At 45.2% G+C, this 16,309-nt stretch carries 14 protein-coding genes, 1 pseudogene and 2 riboswitches; of the genes and pseudogenes, 3 read left to right on the top strand and 12 right to left on the bottom strand.

Annotation, left to right across the window (positions count from 1 at the left end; genetic code table 11):
* Window positions 1-39 precede the first annotated feature (39 nt).
* Window positions 40-684 carry a FusB/FusC family EF-G-binding protein gene (locus ACFSVM_RS11240; RefSeq protein ID WP_379262168.1) on the bottom strand — a complete coding sequence of 215 codons (645 nt, stop codon included), beginning with the start codon at window positions 682-684 and terminating at the stop codon, window positions 40-42.
* 394 nt (window positions 685-1,078) lie between these two features.
* Between ACFSVM_RS11240 and ACFSVM_RS11245 the strand changes: the two genes are divergently transcribed.
* A complete protein-coding gene (locus ACFSVM_RS11245) occupies window positions 1,079-1,849 on the top strand; it encodes an EcsC family protein (protein WP_379262170.1) in 771 nt (256 codons plus the stop codon).
* Window positions 1,850-1,947: 98 nt separating this feature from the next.
* Here ACFSVM_RS11245 and ACFSVM_RS11250 read toward each other — a convergent pair whose 3' ends face one another.
* The 3 genes and pseudogenes from ACFSVM_RS11250 to ACFSVM_RS11260 all read right to left on the bottom strand — a co-directional run bounded on the left by ACFSVM_RS11250 (window position 1,948) and on the right by ACFSVM_RS11260 (window position 3,922).
* A complete protein-coding gene (locus ACFSVM_RS11250; protein WP_379262172.1) occupies window positions 1,948-2,730 on the bottom strand; it encodes a tyrosine-protein phosphatase in 783 nt (260 codons plus the stop codon).
* A gap of 214 nt (window positions 2,731-2,944) precedes the next feature.
* On the bottom strand, window positions 2,945-3,424 hold the full coding sequence (locus ACFSVM_RS11255; RefSeq protein WP_379262174.1) for a phage tail protein: 480 nt from the start codon (window positions 3,422-3,424) through the stop codon (window positions 2,945-2,947).
* A gap of 19 nt (window positions 3,425-3,443) precedes the next feature.
* Window positions 3,444-3,922: pseudogene (locus ACFSVM_RS11260) on the bottom strand (GyrI-like domain-containing protein).
* A 106-nt stretch (window positions 3,923-4,028) separates the two neighbouring features.
* Between ACFSVM_RS11260 and ACFSVM_RS11265 the strand changes: the two are divergent.
* Window positions 4,029-4,991, top strand: a complete 963-nt coding sequence (locus ACFSVM_RS11265) for a helix-turn-helix transcriptional regulator (RefSeq protein WP_379262176.1) — start codon at window positions 4,029-4,031, stop codon at window positions 4,989-4,991.
* Between the two features lie 51 nt (window positions 4,992-5,042).
* Here ACFSVM_RS11265 and ACFSVM_RS11270 read toward each other — a convergent pair whose 3' ends face one another.
* The 8 genes from ACFSVM_RS11270 to ACFSVM_RS11305 form a co-directional block, all read right to left on the bottom strand.
* Entirely contained in the window at window positions 5,043-5,828 is a 786-nt protein-coding gene (locus ACFSVM_RS11270; RefSeq protein ID WP_090724439.1) for an AraC family transcriptional regulator, read from the bottom strand.
* Between the two features lie 21 nt (window positions 5,829-5,849).
* Complete coding sequence (locus tag ACFSVM_RS11275; protein ID WP_076313848.1) at window positions 5,850-6,425, bottom strand: LysE family translocator; 576 nt, start codon at window positions 6,423-6,425, stop codon at window positions 5,850-5,852.
* A gap of 358 nt (window positions 6,426-6,783) precedes the next feature.
* On the bottom strand, window positions 6,784-7,098 hold the full coding sequence (locus ACFSVM_RS11280) for a DMT family transporter (RefSeq protein WP_047910279.1): 315 nt from the start codon (window positions 7,096-7,098) through the stop codon (window positions 6,784-6,786).
* Between the two features lie 3 nt (window positions 7,099-7,101).
* Entirely contained in the window at window positions 7,102-7,434 is a 333-nt protein-coding gene (locus ACFSVM_RS11285) for a DMT family transporter (RefSeq protein ID WP_047910280.1), read from the bottom strand.
* A gap of 101 nt (window positions 7,435-7,535) precedes the next feature.
* Window positions 7,536-7,634: riboswitch (guanidine-I (ykkC/yxkD leader) on the bottom strand.
* A gap of 164 nt (window positions 7,635-7,798) precedes the next feature.
* Window positions 7,799-9,532: an allophanate hydrolase gene (locus ACFSVM_RS11290; protein WP_379262179.1), complete on the bottom strand. Its 1,734-nt coding sequence runs from the start codon at window positions 9,530-9,532 to the stop codon at window positions 7,799-7,801.
* On the bottom strand, window positions 9,529-13,146 hold the full coding sequence (gene uca, locus ACFSVM_RS11295) for an urea carboxylase (protein ID WP_379262181.1): 3,618 nt from the start codon (window positions 13,144-13,146) through the stop codon (window positions 9,529-9,531). The genes ACFSVM_RS11290 and uca overlap by 4 nt, the downstream gene beginning before the upstream one ends.
* On the bottom strand, window positions 13,139-13,816 hold the full coding sequence (locus ACFSVM_RS11300; RefSeq protein WP_379262183.1) for an urea amidolyase associated protein UAAP2: 678 nt from the start codon (window positions 13,814-13,816) through the stop codon (window positions 13,139-13,141). The genes uca and ACFSVM_RS11300 overlap by 8 nt, the downstream gene beginning before the upstream one ends.
* Window positions 13,813-14,538: an urea amidolyase associated protein UAAP1 gene (locus ACFSVM_RS11305; protein ID WP_379262185.1), complete on the bottom strand. Its 726-nt coding sequence runs from the start codon at window positions 14,536-14,538 to the stop codon at window positions 13,813-13,815. Before ACFSVM_RS11305 ends, ACFSVM_RS11300 begins: the two co-directional genes overlap by 4 nt.
* 71 nt (window positions 14,539-14,609) lie before the next feature.
* Window positions 14,610-14,718: riboswitch (guanidine-I (ykkC/yxkD leader) on the bottom strand.
* A 253-nt stretch (window positions 14,719-14,971) separates the two neighbouring features.
* Between ACFSVM_RS11305 and ACFSVM_RS11310 the strand changes: the two genes are divergently transcribed.
* Window positions 14,972-16,303: an APC family permease gene (locus tag ACFSVM_RS11310; protein ID WP_076313843.1), complete on the top strand. Its 1,332-nt coding sequence runs from the start codon at window positions 14,972-14,974 to the stop codon at window positions 16,301-16,303.
* Window positions 16,304-16,309: the final 6 nt, after the last annotated feature.

Consider the following 16,309-nt stretch of genomic DNA (forward strand, 5'->3'; position numbering starts at 1 on the left):
CATTACCGATCGGCACTCTGCTCCACTTCATATCAAATTCTATTTCTGAACCGTAAGAATAAATCTTTCTAAGACAGAAGGATCTGTAATGTTATGGTTACACGCTTCCCCATCCATACAAACGTACTGGCCTATCGATGAGAAATTGTCTTGCGATCCGCCTTTTTTTGTCTTGACATTGAAGAATCCAAGCTCATGCTGCCTGTTACAGAACATACAGTACCCCTTCTTGTTTATCGGTGTGATGGAACCTTCGAGACCGACTAATTGTCCTTTATAAGGATACACGATAAACAAGCGGTTCGTGGCGATATCAATCCATCTCAAGTACGTGGTATGGTTGTAATCGATCATTTCCAGATCCGGTACTTTGAGCTTCTTCACTTTCGGGAACAGCTTCTGTATCTGTTTCTGTGTCACATGTGGAAATGGCACAATATAGGCTTTCAGGCTATCCAAATAATTCTGCAGCTCATGTGCCGCCTCGTGGTTAGACAATTGTTCCAAAAGATGAAGCTCTTCAACGTTCAATTCGTCAAAAGCCGCAATTGCGTTGCTGACTGTCGTACTTCTGACTGTATCCAGCACCTTCCGATCCGCAACGGTGCGCATTGCCTTCAACAGGAAGTTTACTTGTTTCTTAATTTCATTATATTGATGATTCTGAATAAATGGTGTTTGCATCGTCTTTAGCCCCTTATTATATAGTCGTAAATGAATAAGGTGCAAAGCCAAATGCGGGCAAAGCATATCGATAACAAGGGCGGTCTAGCTACGATTCTGATTGCGCCCTACACAAAGCTCGCCCTATTCAGGCTTTGCGTAAGGCGTTCTAGTGAACGAGCAATCCAGCACTGCTGCCAGCATTGCCACGGTATAACCCCCAATTCAAATAATGTAAGAAAATTATAACCGGATAAACGCATGGGAGCAACGATTATGGTCAAGACAAGTAATTAGAGGTGCTATGTCATGCCAGACTGGACTTTAGTCGAGTCTGCTAACCTGCTATGGTCTGTTCCCCTGCAGCGAATTATCCATTAAAATAGAGCCAAGACTTTTAGAGGAGCGATTAAGAATGAATGATGAGGTTAAACTTCAGAAAGAAGTAGAAGAATGGGAACGCCAGCTCTTTAAACCACCAGGATGGCTCGAAAAAACATCGAAAACAATCGGTACTCGAATTAACCACATCATCCCTCCGAAGGTGCACACCGTTATAACGACGACCATCAAATCCATTGTTCGTACAGCACTTTTTGGCGCGGAATATACACCGAGACGTTCAGTTCAGCATGGTTTAGATCTAGCAACTGCGGATGAGGAAGCCAAGGAACTGTTTACCCTCTACCAAAAAATCGCGGTAGCTGAAGGTGCTGGAACCGGTGCGGGCGGAATTATGTTCAGTATGGTAGACTTTCCGGCTCTTATCGGCATTAAAATGAAGTATTTGTTCGAAACCGCGCATGTGTACGGTTATGACACCAAGCAGTTCTCCGAGAGAATATTTATTCTCAAGGTATTTCAGATGACCTATTCGGGTGCTGAGAACCGTGCCGATCTGCTCGATTCCATCAAGCATTGGCATATCGAGAAGGAGCAATGGCTCTCTGACGCTGACTATTCCAAGAATATGGACTGGGAGTCCTTTCAGAAGGAATACCGAGATGCGATTGATTTTCGAAAAATGCTGCAGATGGTGCCTGGAATCGGTGCTATTGCAGGGGCATGGGCGAACTATACAATCCTTGAAGAGCTCCGTGAATTCGCTATGAATGCTTACCGACTGCGCAGATTACATGATGATGCTGAGGATAAGAGTACCAGTTATCGAATGGACCCCATATAAAAAATGAGAAACAGCTCAACTCCGTTTAACTGCTTGAACCGCAGTGAACTGGAATTGAGCTGTTTTACGAATCCTTTTCTACGAATGGTTCTAATCGTTTACTCTAGGCAGAAATCTTGCAGCTGTGCTCGCAGCTCTGCTGTCATACCAAATTCTTGTTCCAGGAATGCCTCAATGGTCCCATAGCTATTCTTGATCGTTGCAAATACAGCCTCCATAAACTCCCGGCGAAGCTCAAGATTGGCAATGACCTCATCGACTTCTTCTGGTGATAGGACGAAGGCAAGCTGTTCTCTCATCTTATTATTCATCGGAATAAGCGTGGTGTTAGAGATCAGGTAGTCCTCGATAATCGTTTCTTCAGGGACACCTAGTGCCAACAGTATGAGTGCTCCGCCCACACCGGTTCTGTCACGTCCACCTGCGCAGTGATGAAGAATGCCCAGATTGTCTGTGTTCATGATCGTCGTCATCAGATTTCGGTAGGATTCATTCTTGATTGCCATCTGTATATACATCGCTTCCAGAGCTTCGGGTGTCATGCTCTTTAGATAGCTTGCATGATACGTTTCTTTATCATCTACAGGAACCTCTTGTTCCAGCACCGTAAACCGCAGATTGGATACGCCTGGAAACTCGGGATCGGGCTTCTGCTCTGCTTCTTTATCTGTTCGATAATCAAAAATCGTCTTGATACCAAGTGATGTAAACAGCTCTACATCCTTAGCTGTCATTCCGGTAAGCTCCGCCGATCTGAAAAACAAACCATATTTCACCTTCCTGCCGTCCATGCTCTCATATCCACCCATATCACGAAAGTTCAATACCCCTTCAAACGGAAGTACACGGTTATTCGGATAATGCTCTAATATCATCGACATGATCATACACCTCTTAAGTTTAATTTCGTATGCAACTTGTATGTAAGTTCTATGAATTCATCATAACGATGATTTGTATGAAGAATGTTTTATTAAACTACGCTTATTGTAAAATCATTAAACACCTATCAAATCCAAAATAAAAAGAAACAGCCCAGACCCAATTGCCTGCAAGCAAGCAGACTGTGAGCTGAGCTAATCTTTATGTTGTATCTTACATATTCTCTATCTCATATTCTCCCTTGATGACAAAGAATGATCCGCGAATGGTGCCGGCCAGTTTCGATTTTTGCCTCGCGAACTTGAACTTCCCTTCCAGCTCCTCTGGCACTTCAATTCCTTCCGACAGCTTGAATCCAACCGCACGCTTCTTGGGATCATCGACTGCATACATTACATTGACCGAAAGACCGTTGTCGTAAAATACATAAGCAAACTTCATATTTTCCACCTGGAATCGCGAGGTTTCCAAAGGCTTAGCTGCAAAGCGAATATCACGTTCTTCACGCAATATACGGTTCACATAATCCAGTGTGTCTTGGCTCTCGCTGGCAGGAATCACCGTAAACACGTGCTTATACTTGTTCATAAAATATCGAGCTTCATTGGCGCGCAGCCCGGCAAGCGCTTCAGCTGCGGTTGAAGACTCCAAGCCAGCTTTGGACACATGGGTATAGTCTACAATATAGGACATTTATTCCACCTCACTTTATTTATTTTCTAACGACAGGAATCCACATCTCTCCATAAACATGGCCATCTCGTTCTCCCATTTCAACCGTAGCATTAGGGCCTCCGACATAAGCAACTTCGTTCACTTCCGGCAGTACTTGACCGAAGGCAATGCCTGTGAGCATGCTGCTAAGTTCTCCGGGTGTGTTCGCTTCTCCTCTGACAACCAGATATTCACCTTCAGGAAATTGGATGATTCGGGTCTGTTCCGGCAGCGTTGCCTCTGTCATCACGCCTGCATAGTACATCATTTTGTTATTTACGGCTTCGTTTACAGCGAATACATACTCATTCTCAGCACTGATTTTAAACGTTCAAATCTGCCATCCTGCTCAATCGTGCTCCAGAATTCCGTCTTCTCCTTATGAATACCAGCATAATCCGTATAGTCACTCTTTAGCTCAGTGCCAATTCCCAATACGATAAAGCTTTCTTTTTCCTCGATTACATAGTTGCTCATGTTAAGCACCTTCCTCTTCTTTTTTTGTTATAATTTGAGTTTTCACTTGATGGGTTTATAATAAACTTTAATCATGTCAAAAAATGATACTGTTTAGAGGTGCCGGATGAAAAAAGTAGAACGAATAAACATCATCATGCGATATATCAACAACCGAGCCCAATTTACGATTTCGGAAATCATGCGAGAATTTAATATTTCTCGTTCAACCGCGATTCGGGACATTAAAGAGATTGAAGCCATGGGCATGCCGCTTGTCGCCGAGGTTGGAAGAGACGGGGGATATTATGTAATGAATAACTCCGTGCTTCCTACGGTTCGCTTTACTGATAATGAGATCAAAGCTCTATTTATCGCATTTATGGCAACAAGAAACCAACAGCTTCCTTATCTAAAGAGCCGCCACTCTTTAACTGAAAAATTACTCGGTCTCCTCTCCCAGAACCTGCAGGAGGATCTTGTTGTTCTGAATCAAATACTGCGATTTGAAGGTACGAACCCTCATAATCCTGACCTGCTTGATCTGTCGGATCTGCCGCATCCTGTATTAGAGAAGCTGATTCAAATATTGCTGTCCGATTGTTATTTGCTGGTTACCGTTAAGGAAGCGACGGAAATAAGATCCTACCCTATTTATCTCTTGCATTTGTACCGTGAGAAAAGTGTGTGGCTAATCGAAGGGTTTAATTTAGAGGAAGAAAATAGGCAGATCATCCCTGTCGATCATCTGCTTGACGTGGTGACCTACCCTGTGAAGAGAAGAGAAAGCAAGAAAAAAATCCTTGGGAAATTAAATAAGCAGGAGGAAGTCAATAATCTTGTTGTTGAGCTTGGTCCTAAGGCAATTACGCAGTATAAAAAATATCATCCGCTCCATGTCTCCATATCCTACACGAATCCATATCAAACCACGGCCTTGCTTAAGATGTTCGTAAATACTCATCACCCGGAAGAGCTCACTGAGATAACAGATTGGCTGCTCTTCTTAGGTAAGGATATTAAGCTGCGTGAAGTGCCTGCTGCAATTTCAATCGAGATAGAGGAAAGGCTAGGAATATACCGCATATAGATCATGTTCATTAATGCACAGCTTTCAAGCTAAGCTATAGTTATTAGGCCATCACCTATGTATATGAGTCATATATTCATATGCGGTTAAGCCATACACACTTTTGAAATGCCTGTTCAAATGGGTGAGATCAACGAATCCGCAGGCAGCTACGGCGAGATAAATATCTCTGCTCGCTTCAATGATCTGCTTCGCACGTTCTACTTTACAGTTCAGAAAGTATTGATACGGTGAAATGCCAGTATGGGCTTTGAACATCCGAATAAACTGAAATTTGGAGCACTCCAGTTCCCTGCATATATCATCCAGCATGAGAACCTGATCTAGATTGGCACGAAGCATATCCTTTGCAATGGAGATGAACCTGTTGTCTTGTTTGGCATCAGCGATAGCGATAGAATCGACTTGAAATAGACGATCTGTAAGGGAGAGAAACAATTCGTTACACAGTGCCTCATCCTTCTCATTTAACACGTGATAAGACAGGCTTAATATTTGCTGCTTTAGCATGCGATCATACACAATAGGCTGTGAGAACTGTACAACATCTTTTTGATGAGCGGCCTCCAAAAATAAATGGGGCTCCACATAGAGCATCACATATTCCAGTCCCGAATGATCATGAGCCATCCCGTCATGTGCCTGTTCCGGATTAAATATCATGACCCCGTTCGGATACGATAATTGTAAGCCTCCATCCAAAGTATAATGCTGTATACCTCTCAAGGTAACACCAATGGCATACTCCTCATGTGCATGTTTTTTATATTTAAACTCGGTCATATTCTCTGATAACACTGTAATGCCTGCTGATTTTTTATATATAAACTGATCCATTCGTCATACCTCCTCACTTGCTTATATCCATATCATGAATGCTGCATACATGAGACAGATCCCCATGATCAAGTTAACGAGCTTCTGATGTTTCTGCAGAAATGCTTTAAACAAAGTTCCGAAGATAACCCATGTCATAAATGCCGCAAATCCGACGAGTGTAATAACCATAATACCAAACATCATTACCGCTGCTGAGTTATTATAGGGCATGATAAAAGTCGGTATAACTGTCAGTGTGAACAGCACTACCTTAGGATTGAGAAATTGCATAAGTAAGCCGGACCAAAACGTAGCCAGCTGCCTGGGACCTGCGTCAGATGACTTCTTCATACAGATCAGATAAGCAAGATACACCATATACAAGCTTCCAATGATTTGCATGACAATCAATATTTTAGGCAGTATTGTTGTCAGCACTGAATTTAATATAGCAGATAAGAGCAGTAATAAGGCAAAACCTATCGTCGCCCCATACGTATATTGGATTGCTCTTTTGGTTCCGTATTGCTGTACCGTCGACATAATGACGATATTGGTAGGCCCCGGAGTAAATGTCGCGATGATGCAATAGATCAGAAAAGATGTCATATTCACAAGAACCTCTCTCCATATGTGGTCCTCATATCATACATCTTGGATTATTGAGCCTATAGTACATTATTGCAGCTGCTTAAGTAGACACATAGTAAATATTATGTAAACTTACGTACTTCGCTGCAAAATTACAGTTGCATTTTATCTAGACCTTGTGCAATCCCTTTTTCTAATGATAAGGATATAGATTCGATATAAGTTTGGTAATATGTAAATGTGATAGATATTTTGCGTTTTACTATTGTGAATTTTTCATATGTTGAAATAATCATGCGTTGATTTGGTTTCAAAACCTAATAGGTACAAAAAGTAAGCGACCCAAGAATGGGCCGCTTCTAGATCAGAATCTGAAATCGGGTCAGCTGACCAGCTTTAATCCAACTGCTGATCCCAGTACCATGGCAATGAACACAATTCTTAAAATATTCCTTGGCTCACCGTAAAAAATCATACCCAAAATGGCTCCACCCGATGCCCCTATTCCTGTCCATACCGCATATGCTGTTCCCATCGGCAGAGTTTTCATAGCAAGAGATAAGAACAAGAAGCTCAGTCCAAATCCAGCGACCAGCAGTAGAAATGAGACGACATTCCGATCCTTGTTGAGCTTGTTAATCATAAGAACACCGAACATTTCGAAGAGACCCGCTAATATAAGATAAAACCAATCCATGATTTACGCTGCCTCCTTCTTTTCTTTACTCAGCATTTTAAGTCCAATGACACCTAGCAGCAGCAATACAATCAGCGCCATCTTCTCCAGTTGCACAGGAGAGCCGAACAGTATAATTTCAGCCAGCACGGTACCTGCGGTGCCCAACCCAACGAATACGGCGTAAACCGTACCTACTGGCAGGAAGCGGGAAGCTCTGATCATCAAGGTAAAACTTACGATGATGGCAATCACGGTAGCCCCCCATTCGAGGATCCCGCTCGCATGCTTCAACCCAATAACCCAACCTACTTCAAACACTGCGGCGATAATAACAGACAACCACGTTTTGTTCATGTGTATCACACTCCTTTTTAAAATTACACTGCATATATTATTTTTCAAATGCAGCTAAAATATGAAAAAGCCTGAGAAACAAACTGTCATTCAGACAGTTTATCTCCCAGGCTTTTATCCCTCCGTGACACAACCGTAAGGCTGTGAGTTATCTCTCGGACCAGCCGATACATCATCGCGGAACCCTAGATAACATTTGGTTATTAACTTATGGTTAGAATTATACACACTTTATCATTAAATTCAATAAATATTTAATTTACAATTTATAGCAACAGATACATCACCTTATAATAATCAATATGAAAATGGCCTATACTCATGAAATCATCATGAGTATAGGCATTATTTCCAATACATTAGGTTAGTTATGAACGACAGCATGTCTCCAGCCGCCGGAAGCTGTTATATTCAGCGCATGTTGAACTGCCGCTACTTCACATATGAATCCAGATACCCATCTCCCATCCTCGAGTTCGATCTTGCTAATTCCAAGGGGAGATGGAATAGAAGCCGTAAATCGACCGAACGAGGCCACAGGCATTTTCCACAGCTCAAGCTGAATCGCCGCTCCGTTATGATTCACTCGAACCAGACCCGGTTTCGGAGGCAATGTATCCAGCTTATACAGCTGATAATGTGAAGAGGTATAGGTCTCTTTAATAAACTCGGCACGAAGTGCGGTCATTTGTTTCTCCAGCGACATACCTTTCATGTGAAGTCCACACACTGCAATTGTGACATGCTCCTCATGTTGCTGATACCATTTCGCTGCCTCGACCATGCTTGATTCCTCTTCAGGCAGTGAGAACAACGTGATTCCAAACGGTAAATCCTCCTCCGCCTCCCCTGCTGGAATAGCAACTGCACTCAGATCCAATAGGTTGCAATGATTCGTATAAAGTCCCATTTGACTATTGGTATGAATCGGATCGATACGAACCTGCTCACGTGTCCACGTGCCTCCGCATGTAGGAAGAACCAAGACACCATTTGTCATCATTCCCCTGGTTATTTCTTTCATTTCAGCCAATCTATGCTGTGCACGGAACAATGCGGCGGCAGTAAAATCTTCTCTGGCTCCAGACCTAAGAATTTGCTCTGTTACGGGGAAGGCAGCGTCTGGATTGGCTTCAATAAATGACTCAAGATCAGACCATCTCTCTGCGACCAAGGGACCTTCATAGAGCAGTGCAGCTGCTTCCTGCAAGATGGAAATATCGACTTCCTCCACTAGATGCCCGGATGAAGTGATGCTGTGTCTTACTTCCTCCCATGCTTTCTTGTATGCTGCAGCAAAAGGGCCATAGAAGGTAAGCTCTCCTCGGGGAAGCAGCCATTTCTCAGGCAGCACGGAATTTCCAAGCGGAAGATCTCTGGAATACGCATCACCTTGTTTTTTACCGCGAACCAAGTGATCGATCTTCTCAGCATCTTCAACACTGTGGGCAAACACGGTTATGCAATCAATACTTCGGCAAGCCGGAATCAAGCCTGCAGACGGCCATGCACCTACAGCCGGCTTATAGCCTACCAATCCATTTAATGCCGCTGGAACTCTACCCGATCCAGCCGTATCCGTTCCAAGTGAAAAAGCACATTGCCCCCGGGCAGCAGCTACGGCCGATCCTGAGCTGGAGCCGCCGCTAATCAATTCCTTCCTCAGTGCGTTATGTGTTTCTCCATAGGGACTTCTTGTACCGACGAGACCGGTCGCAAATTGGTCCAGATTCGTCTTGCCGACAGGAACAGCTCCGGCTGCAATCAATCTCGCAACGACTTCGCTATGCTCAGCTGGAGTATAGGAGTAGTCCGGACACCCGGCCGTCACAGGCCAGCCGGCAACCTCGATATTGTCCTTTATGGCAAAGGGGATTCCCCATAAAGGGTGTTCCGCCACATCTAAATGCTGCAGCTGCTGTATATATGAAGATATCCGTTCAATGGATGGCGGCAAGATCCATATATTTTTGTCTTTGTCTTCTTCCGCTCTTTGAATAATGACCTCAATAACCTCAAGCGGTGTAAACTGCTGGTTCAAATACCCTGTCCGTAAGGATTCCAATGTCATGTTAAACGGTACGGCATTCCATGTCATGATGCTGTCGCCTCCTGTTCAATCGGTGTAATTGCAGCAATACAGTCACCGGAGCGAACCTGGTCACCGGAGGTTACGTAAATAGATGAGATGATTCCGTCAAATGGAGCCGTCTGTGGAAACTCCATTTTCATACTTTCTTCTATTATAATGGTATCGCCTTTCTTAACCTGCTGCCCTTCTTCCACTAATACCTTCCATACACTACCCGACATCGAGCTGTTAACTCCGAGACTCCCTTCGGGCAGTTCCTCCTCTCCAAATGAAGCATGCACCTCAGGCTCAGCTACATACTCAGCAATACCAAGCTCCTTCCAATAAGCTCTCTCTGCCTGGAAGGCCGATTGCTGCTGATGACGGAATTCACCTGACTCATTCTCGATGCTCTCGATCCAGTGCAAATATTCACCCAGTTTGAAGGTCGTCTCCTCAACCTCTACTTTGAACTCACCTCTCGGGAAATCCTCTCTCATCTGCAGCAGCTCTTCCTCGGATACAGGATAGAAGCGAAGCTGGTCAAAGAAACGAAGCAGCCATGGCTTGCCTTGTTCAAAATTGTCTGTTTCCCGGAATTTGTTCCACATTTGAACGGTTCGACCGACAAATTGATATCCTCCAGGGCCTTCCATACCGTACACACAGAGGTAAGCTCCACCGATTCCTACCGCATTCTCCGGTGTCCATGTTCTCGCCGGGTTATATTTCGTCGTGACTAGCCGGTGTCTTGGATCTAGCGGTACGGCAACAGGGGCTCCCAAGTAAACATCTCCAAGTCCCATCACCAGATAAGAAGCATTAAATACGATCTCCGCAACCTCCTCCAAGGAACCAAGTCCATTCATTCTGCGAATGAATTCTAGGTTGCTCGGACACCAAGGTGCATCCGGTCTAACATTTTGCTGATAACGTTCAATGGCCAGCCTCGTCGCCGGATCATCCCAGGATAAAGGAAGCTTCACGATCCGAGAAGGCACTTCAATGGACTCTAATTCCGGAAGCTGCAGATCAATCTCCATAATTCGAGCTGCAGCTTCTTTGACGGTCATCCTTGAAGCATCCAGATGAACCTGCAAGGAACGAATGCCAGGTGTCATTTCAATATAAGGAATTTCTCCGTTTTCTTGCAGTGCTTGCATGAGCACATACACCTGGAAGCGGTAGAGAAGATTTAGTTCACGATCTCCATATTCAATCAGAATGTTCTCATCCCCGGAACAACGGACGGTAATTGGAAACCGTCTATGCTCCTCATCAAATGCCAGTACAGGTATGTATTCTCCCGTAGAATGCTCTGGCAGCAATGGCAATACGGAGTCTCGTGATAGAGAATTCAAGTACTGCTCCTGCTCATATCTTAGCTGCTCTGCTTCTTCTACCGTAATCAGCTGGAATCGTACCTTATCCCCTGGACTTAATTGGCCGATCTTCCACAGCTCTGCCGATGCCGTTGTTACCGGGCAGACGAATCCACCTAGACTTGGGCCATCCGGTCCGAGTAATATAGGCATATCACCCGTTAGATCCAGCGCACCAACCGCATAAGCATTGTCATGGATATTTGAAGGATGCAGTCCTGCATCTCCCCCGTCTTCTCTCGCCCACAGCGGCGCAGGGCCTATCAATCTCACACCTGTTCTTGAGCTGTTAAAATGAACCTCCCACTCTGTTCCTGTCAGCTGGTCCAAATATGCAGGAAGCAGATACTCTGACGTACAATGCGGTCCCGGTATAACTCCAATGGTCCATTCTCTTGTGTACATCGGACGCGAACCTTCAGCAAGTGGCTGCAGCGTTCCTCCATCGGTCTGGCTGGATACACGAATAACAGCGCCGGCTCTCAGAGCGCTCCCCGTATGTCCTCCGAAGCCGCCTAGTGTAAAGGTCGATGCACTACCTAATGTGAGAGGCATATCAAGACCGCCTGCTACGAGCAGATAAGCTCGCATCCCCTTCTTAGCTTCACCAAATTTAAGAATCGCCCCTGCAGGTGCTGCCGTCGGTGTATACAATTCTATAGGCACACCATTTAGTTCTGCCCCCATATCTGCACCCGTGATACAGAATGTAATCTTCTCTCTGAACAGATATTCTCCACCTCGAAGGGTCAGTTCAAGACCTGGCGCTTCCTCCTTGTTACCAAGGAGCTTGTTGCCGATCCGAAAAGCAAGACGGTCCATCGGCCCTGAAGGGGGTACACCAATATCCCAATATCCCGTTCTCCCCGGAACATCCTGTACCGTCGTCTGCACACCACCGTCCAGCACTTCGATCGCACGTTCATCAGGCATGAATCCGCCGAGCATGCGCGTGTAGACTTCACCTTTTTGAAAGAGCTCGGTTTGGAGGAACGCCTCAATATAAGATTGATTTGTAGTGATTCCATATATACGAAGACGTTGTAAAGCCTCTGTCATTCTCGCAATGGCTTCAGATCTTGTATCTGCATGGACGATAATCTTGGCCAGCATCGGATCATACAGCGTCGTGATCTCCACCCCTTTTTGAATCCAGGATTCCACACGTACACCCTCCGGCCAATGAATCGCATCAATCCGGCCATCACTTGGACGAAAATCATGGACACAATCCTCGGCATATAAACGAACCTGAAGGCTGTGACCCTTGGACTGAGGCATATCTGTATTTAATAAATCAAGCTCATTCGCTGCCTCTTTTACCATCCATTCCACCAGATCTATACCCAGCACTTCTTCCGTGACGCCGTGTTCTACCTGAAGACGAGTGTTCACTTCGAGAAAATAATATTGTTCATGCTCTGGATCGTACAAAAATTCAACCGTACCCGCATTCCGATAACCTGCTGTCACAGCAAGCCTGCGTGAACTGTCCAGCATCGCTGACCGCACATGTTCAGGAAGCTGTGGTGCTGGTGTCTCTTCAATGATTTTTTGATTCCGTCGCTGTACAGAGCAATCTCGTTCGCCAAGGGCTGCAGCTTCACCGTTCGAGCTTCCGAAGATCTGTACCTCCACATGACGCGCTCTTGCAATGTACTTCTCGAGAAAAACGCCGCCATCATTAAAGTTGCTTATCGCGAGGCGAGTTACCGAATCAAAGGCGGCTCGGAGCACAGACTCATCCTCACAGATCCGCATTCCGATTCCTCCGCCGCCTGCTGTAGATTTCAGCATGACAGGATAACCGATCGCTGCTGCCTGCTGAGCGGCTGCTTCAACTGTATCGATCAGCCCGGTTCCCGGAAGAAGCGGAACACCAGCTTCCTCTGCCATGGCACGTGCTGTATGCTTTAGACCAAAGAGCTCAATATGTTCTGCAGATGGGCCGATAAAGACAATCCCATGATCCGCACAGGCTTGGGCAAAGGACGCATTCTCACTTAGGAACCCATATCCCGGATGGATGGCATCCGCACCTGACTCTAGAGCCGTATTCAATATGAGCTCTGCATTCACATAGCTTTCCTTAGCGGGTCCATCCCCGATAAGAACAGCTTCATCCGCGTGCTCGACATGAAGGCTGTCGCGATCTGCCTTCGTATAGACAGCCACAGATGAAATCCCCATCTTTTTCAATGTGCGAATAATTCGAACCGCAATAGCACCGCGATTGGCAACAAGTACTTTTTTAAACATCGAATTGCTCCCCTTTCGCTTCCCAGATTAGAACCTCCGCCGGAGTAGGATTATAGCCATTGCACGGATTGTTCAGCTGCGGACAATTGCTGATCAGCACGGTTACGGGCACAAGAGCAATGAGCTCTACATATCGCCCTGGACCAGAGATTCCATCTGCAAAAGTCAGCTCACCTTCCGGTGTAACAGGTACGTTCATAAAGAAATTTACGTTAGGAGCCAGATCCCGCTTGGTGTACTCACTCCGCTCAGATAACATCAGCATGAAGGTGTCTCTGCAGTTATGCATCGGCAGCTTGTCGTGTGCGTAACGTACCGTATTGCTCTGCGCCGAACAAGCGCCTCCGATCGTATCATGTCTGCCGCAAGTATCAGCCGTAATGCGAAGCAGCTCCTGTCCGGATTCAGCCAGCAATGTGGAGCCTGTTGTTAGATAAATATTGCCCTGATTTGATATGGTGCGTACAGCACTATAATGATCGGTTGGATTCTCACTTGAATAAAAAAGGGTGTCCACGGCCTGATTCCCTTCCACATCAACGATTCGCAGCACCTGCCCCTGCTTCAGATCATAGAGCCAGCCCTCACCTGCCGGAATGATCTGTTTGTATACTGCATCTTCTGGCTTGAGACTGCTTGTTACGGGATTAGGATTAATTGTACTCATCATTCGTTCGCTCCCTTCATCAATGCGTAAGCATTCCAGGTATTCTCAAACGCTCGTCTGTTCTCATCACAAAGCGTTACACATGGATCGGTTTCAGTAACAGGCGCCGCATCCGCGACATCCACTTGAACACTCGATGCAGGATATTCGGTCGTCGGGTCTATTGGATTAGGCGTGTTCGACAAGACCAGCAGCACATCCATTTCCGTTCGAAGGGTCACCGATCTACCTGCCGTGGATTGAGAGACATACTTCATCGTTCCGTCCAGCTCACAGATGACTTTCGAGAAGAAGTTGATGGGGGAGCTCAAGTCCCGCGGAGACAAATGGTGTCTGTACATCTCCACAATCAAATTCTCTTCCCCATTTCGCAGCCGCTGGTTCCGATCCTTCTGATAACTTGTGACACCATACTTGTCATCCGTCATTTGCTTTGTTGTATATCCGGAGAGCGGATCATGCCAACCAACCGAATCCTCAGTAATCGAGGCAAGTACTCTGCCCTGATCACTCATTAACACATGTCCTTGTGTCAAAAATGCAGTATGCTGAGCTTTCAGCGTATCTGGCATATTGTATCTTTCCGATGGAAAAGGTGCGTGAAACAATAATGTAGACAGATTGGCCCTGTCACTTTGCGCTGTAAAGGTAATGGTTTTACCTCTGCCCACATAAGCTGACCATTTGCCGCCCGGCTCTACTGTAATTGAGAATAATGCTGTCATGATCTCATTCCTCCTGTGTGCATATAAATATAAAAAAGCCCGGGAGAAACATCAAAGAACACTTTGATGGATTCTCCCGGGCTTTTTTCCCGCCGTGTACATCAGTAGATAAGCTGCTGATGCGTTTTCTCTCGGACCAGCCAGTCGATTATACGACCCGGAACCCTAGAAAACTTTGGTATGTAATTGTTGATGTCATAAATACTAACTCTAAATATCCGATAATGCAATATATATTTCCGGAAAATAAAGAAATACCTCAAATTTATTTGCATTAAAGTACTATTACTCTTGTGTTTTCCACTAAATCAGAACATATGATTCTATTATCATCAAAAATAATGCTTGATTTTTGAAAAAAACCCTGAAACAATGTGAGGAGAAATGACATGCGAGAATTTGCGGATAAATAAGCTATTGGAGGAGGATGTATATGTCACAAACCATAACACTAAAAAGAGACCTATCACTCACTCATGTTGTGACCATGGGACTTGCCTGGATGTCCCCCATGATTTTCTTCACAAGCTTCGGCGTGCTTCATGAAGGTTCAGGAGGGATGCTGCTGGCAGCCTATGTTCTGGCCTTCGCAGCGATTTTATTTACCGCAGCAAGCTACGGTCAGATGGCAAGAGCATTTCCTGTATCCGGTTCTGCCTATACCTATGTAAGCAAAGCAATGAATCCTTTTATGGGCTTCATTGTCGGCTGGGTCATATTGCTGGATTACTTGTTCTCCTGTATTGTCGCGGTTCTGATGTTTGGCATTAATCTACATGCCCAGTTCCCGACTGTACCCTCTTATGTATGGATCATCCTGCTGACGCTTGTCGTCATGACCATTAATATAATTGGGATAAAGACCTCTGCAAACATAAACAAGATTTTTGTAATGATGCAAATTTTGTTTATCGCCAGCTTCTGCGCATTTCTTGCCTACAAAGCAGTAACTGAAGGATTTACTGCCGGATTGAATCCACTGAGCAGCACGACGGGAGTTTCTTTCTCCTCTATTTTGGCCGGCGCTTCCCTTGTCTGCTTCTCATTTCTTGGCTTCGATTCGATTACAACAATGGCGGAAGAAACCAAAGACCCCAAGAAGACCATTCCTCGTGCCATCATGATTATTGTGATCGCTGCAGGAATCATGTATTTTGTGACAGCATACCTCATACAGCAGCTATATCCCTCCCTCACATTTAGTCATATCGACGCTGCCGGATTCGAACTCATGCAGATGATTGGCGGGGGTTTACTTGCATCAATTTTCACTTTTGTTATTATCTTCTCCATACTTGCGCAAGGAATGGCCTCCATGACTACGGTGTCACGCCTTCTCTTGGTCATGGGCAGATCCTCCCTGCTTCCAAGCAAATTCAGCTCCATTCATCCCAAATTCCGGACTCCGGTGTTTAACATCGTACTCGTCAGCATCATTTCCTTGTTCGCTATATTTATCAGTCTTGAAACTGCCATCATGTTTGTCAGCTTCGGAGCACTAACCGCCTTCCTGTTCGTAAACTTATCTGTCATATTCCATTACATAATCCGGAATAAGCAGCGAGAATCTAAAGACCTCGTATTCCGCCTTGCATTCCCGCTTATTGGTGCTGGATTTGTATTCTATCTGATCACCTTGCTTGAGCTTTCTTCTCTTCTGCTCGGATCTGGCTGGATCATACTTGGACTCATATTGTATACCATTAACAGAGCGAGATCGGTAAAAGAAGGCGTGGTCTTAGGCGAGATTGAAAAGGCAGTATAGGTTGTA

Source organism: Paenibacillus shunpengii, assembly GCF_042684905.1.
In the GTDB taxonomy this organism is placed as follows: domain Bacteria; phylum Bacillota; class Bacilli; order Paenibacillales; family Paenibacillaceae; genus Paenibacillus; species Paenibacillus shunpengii.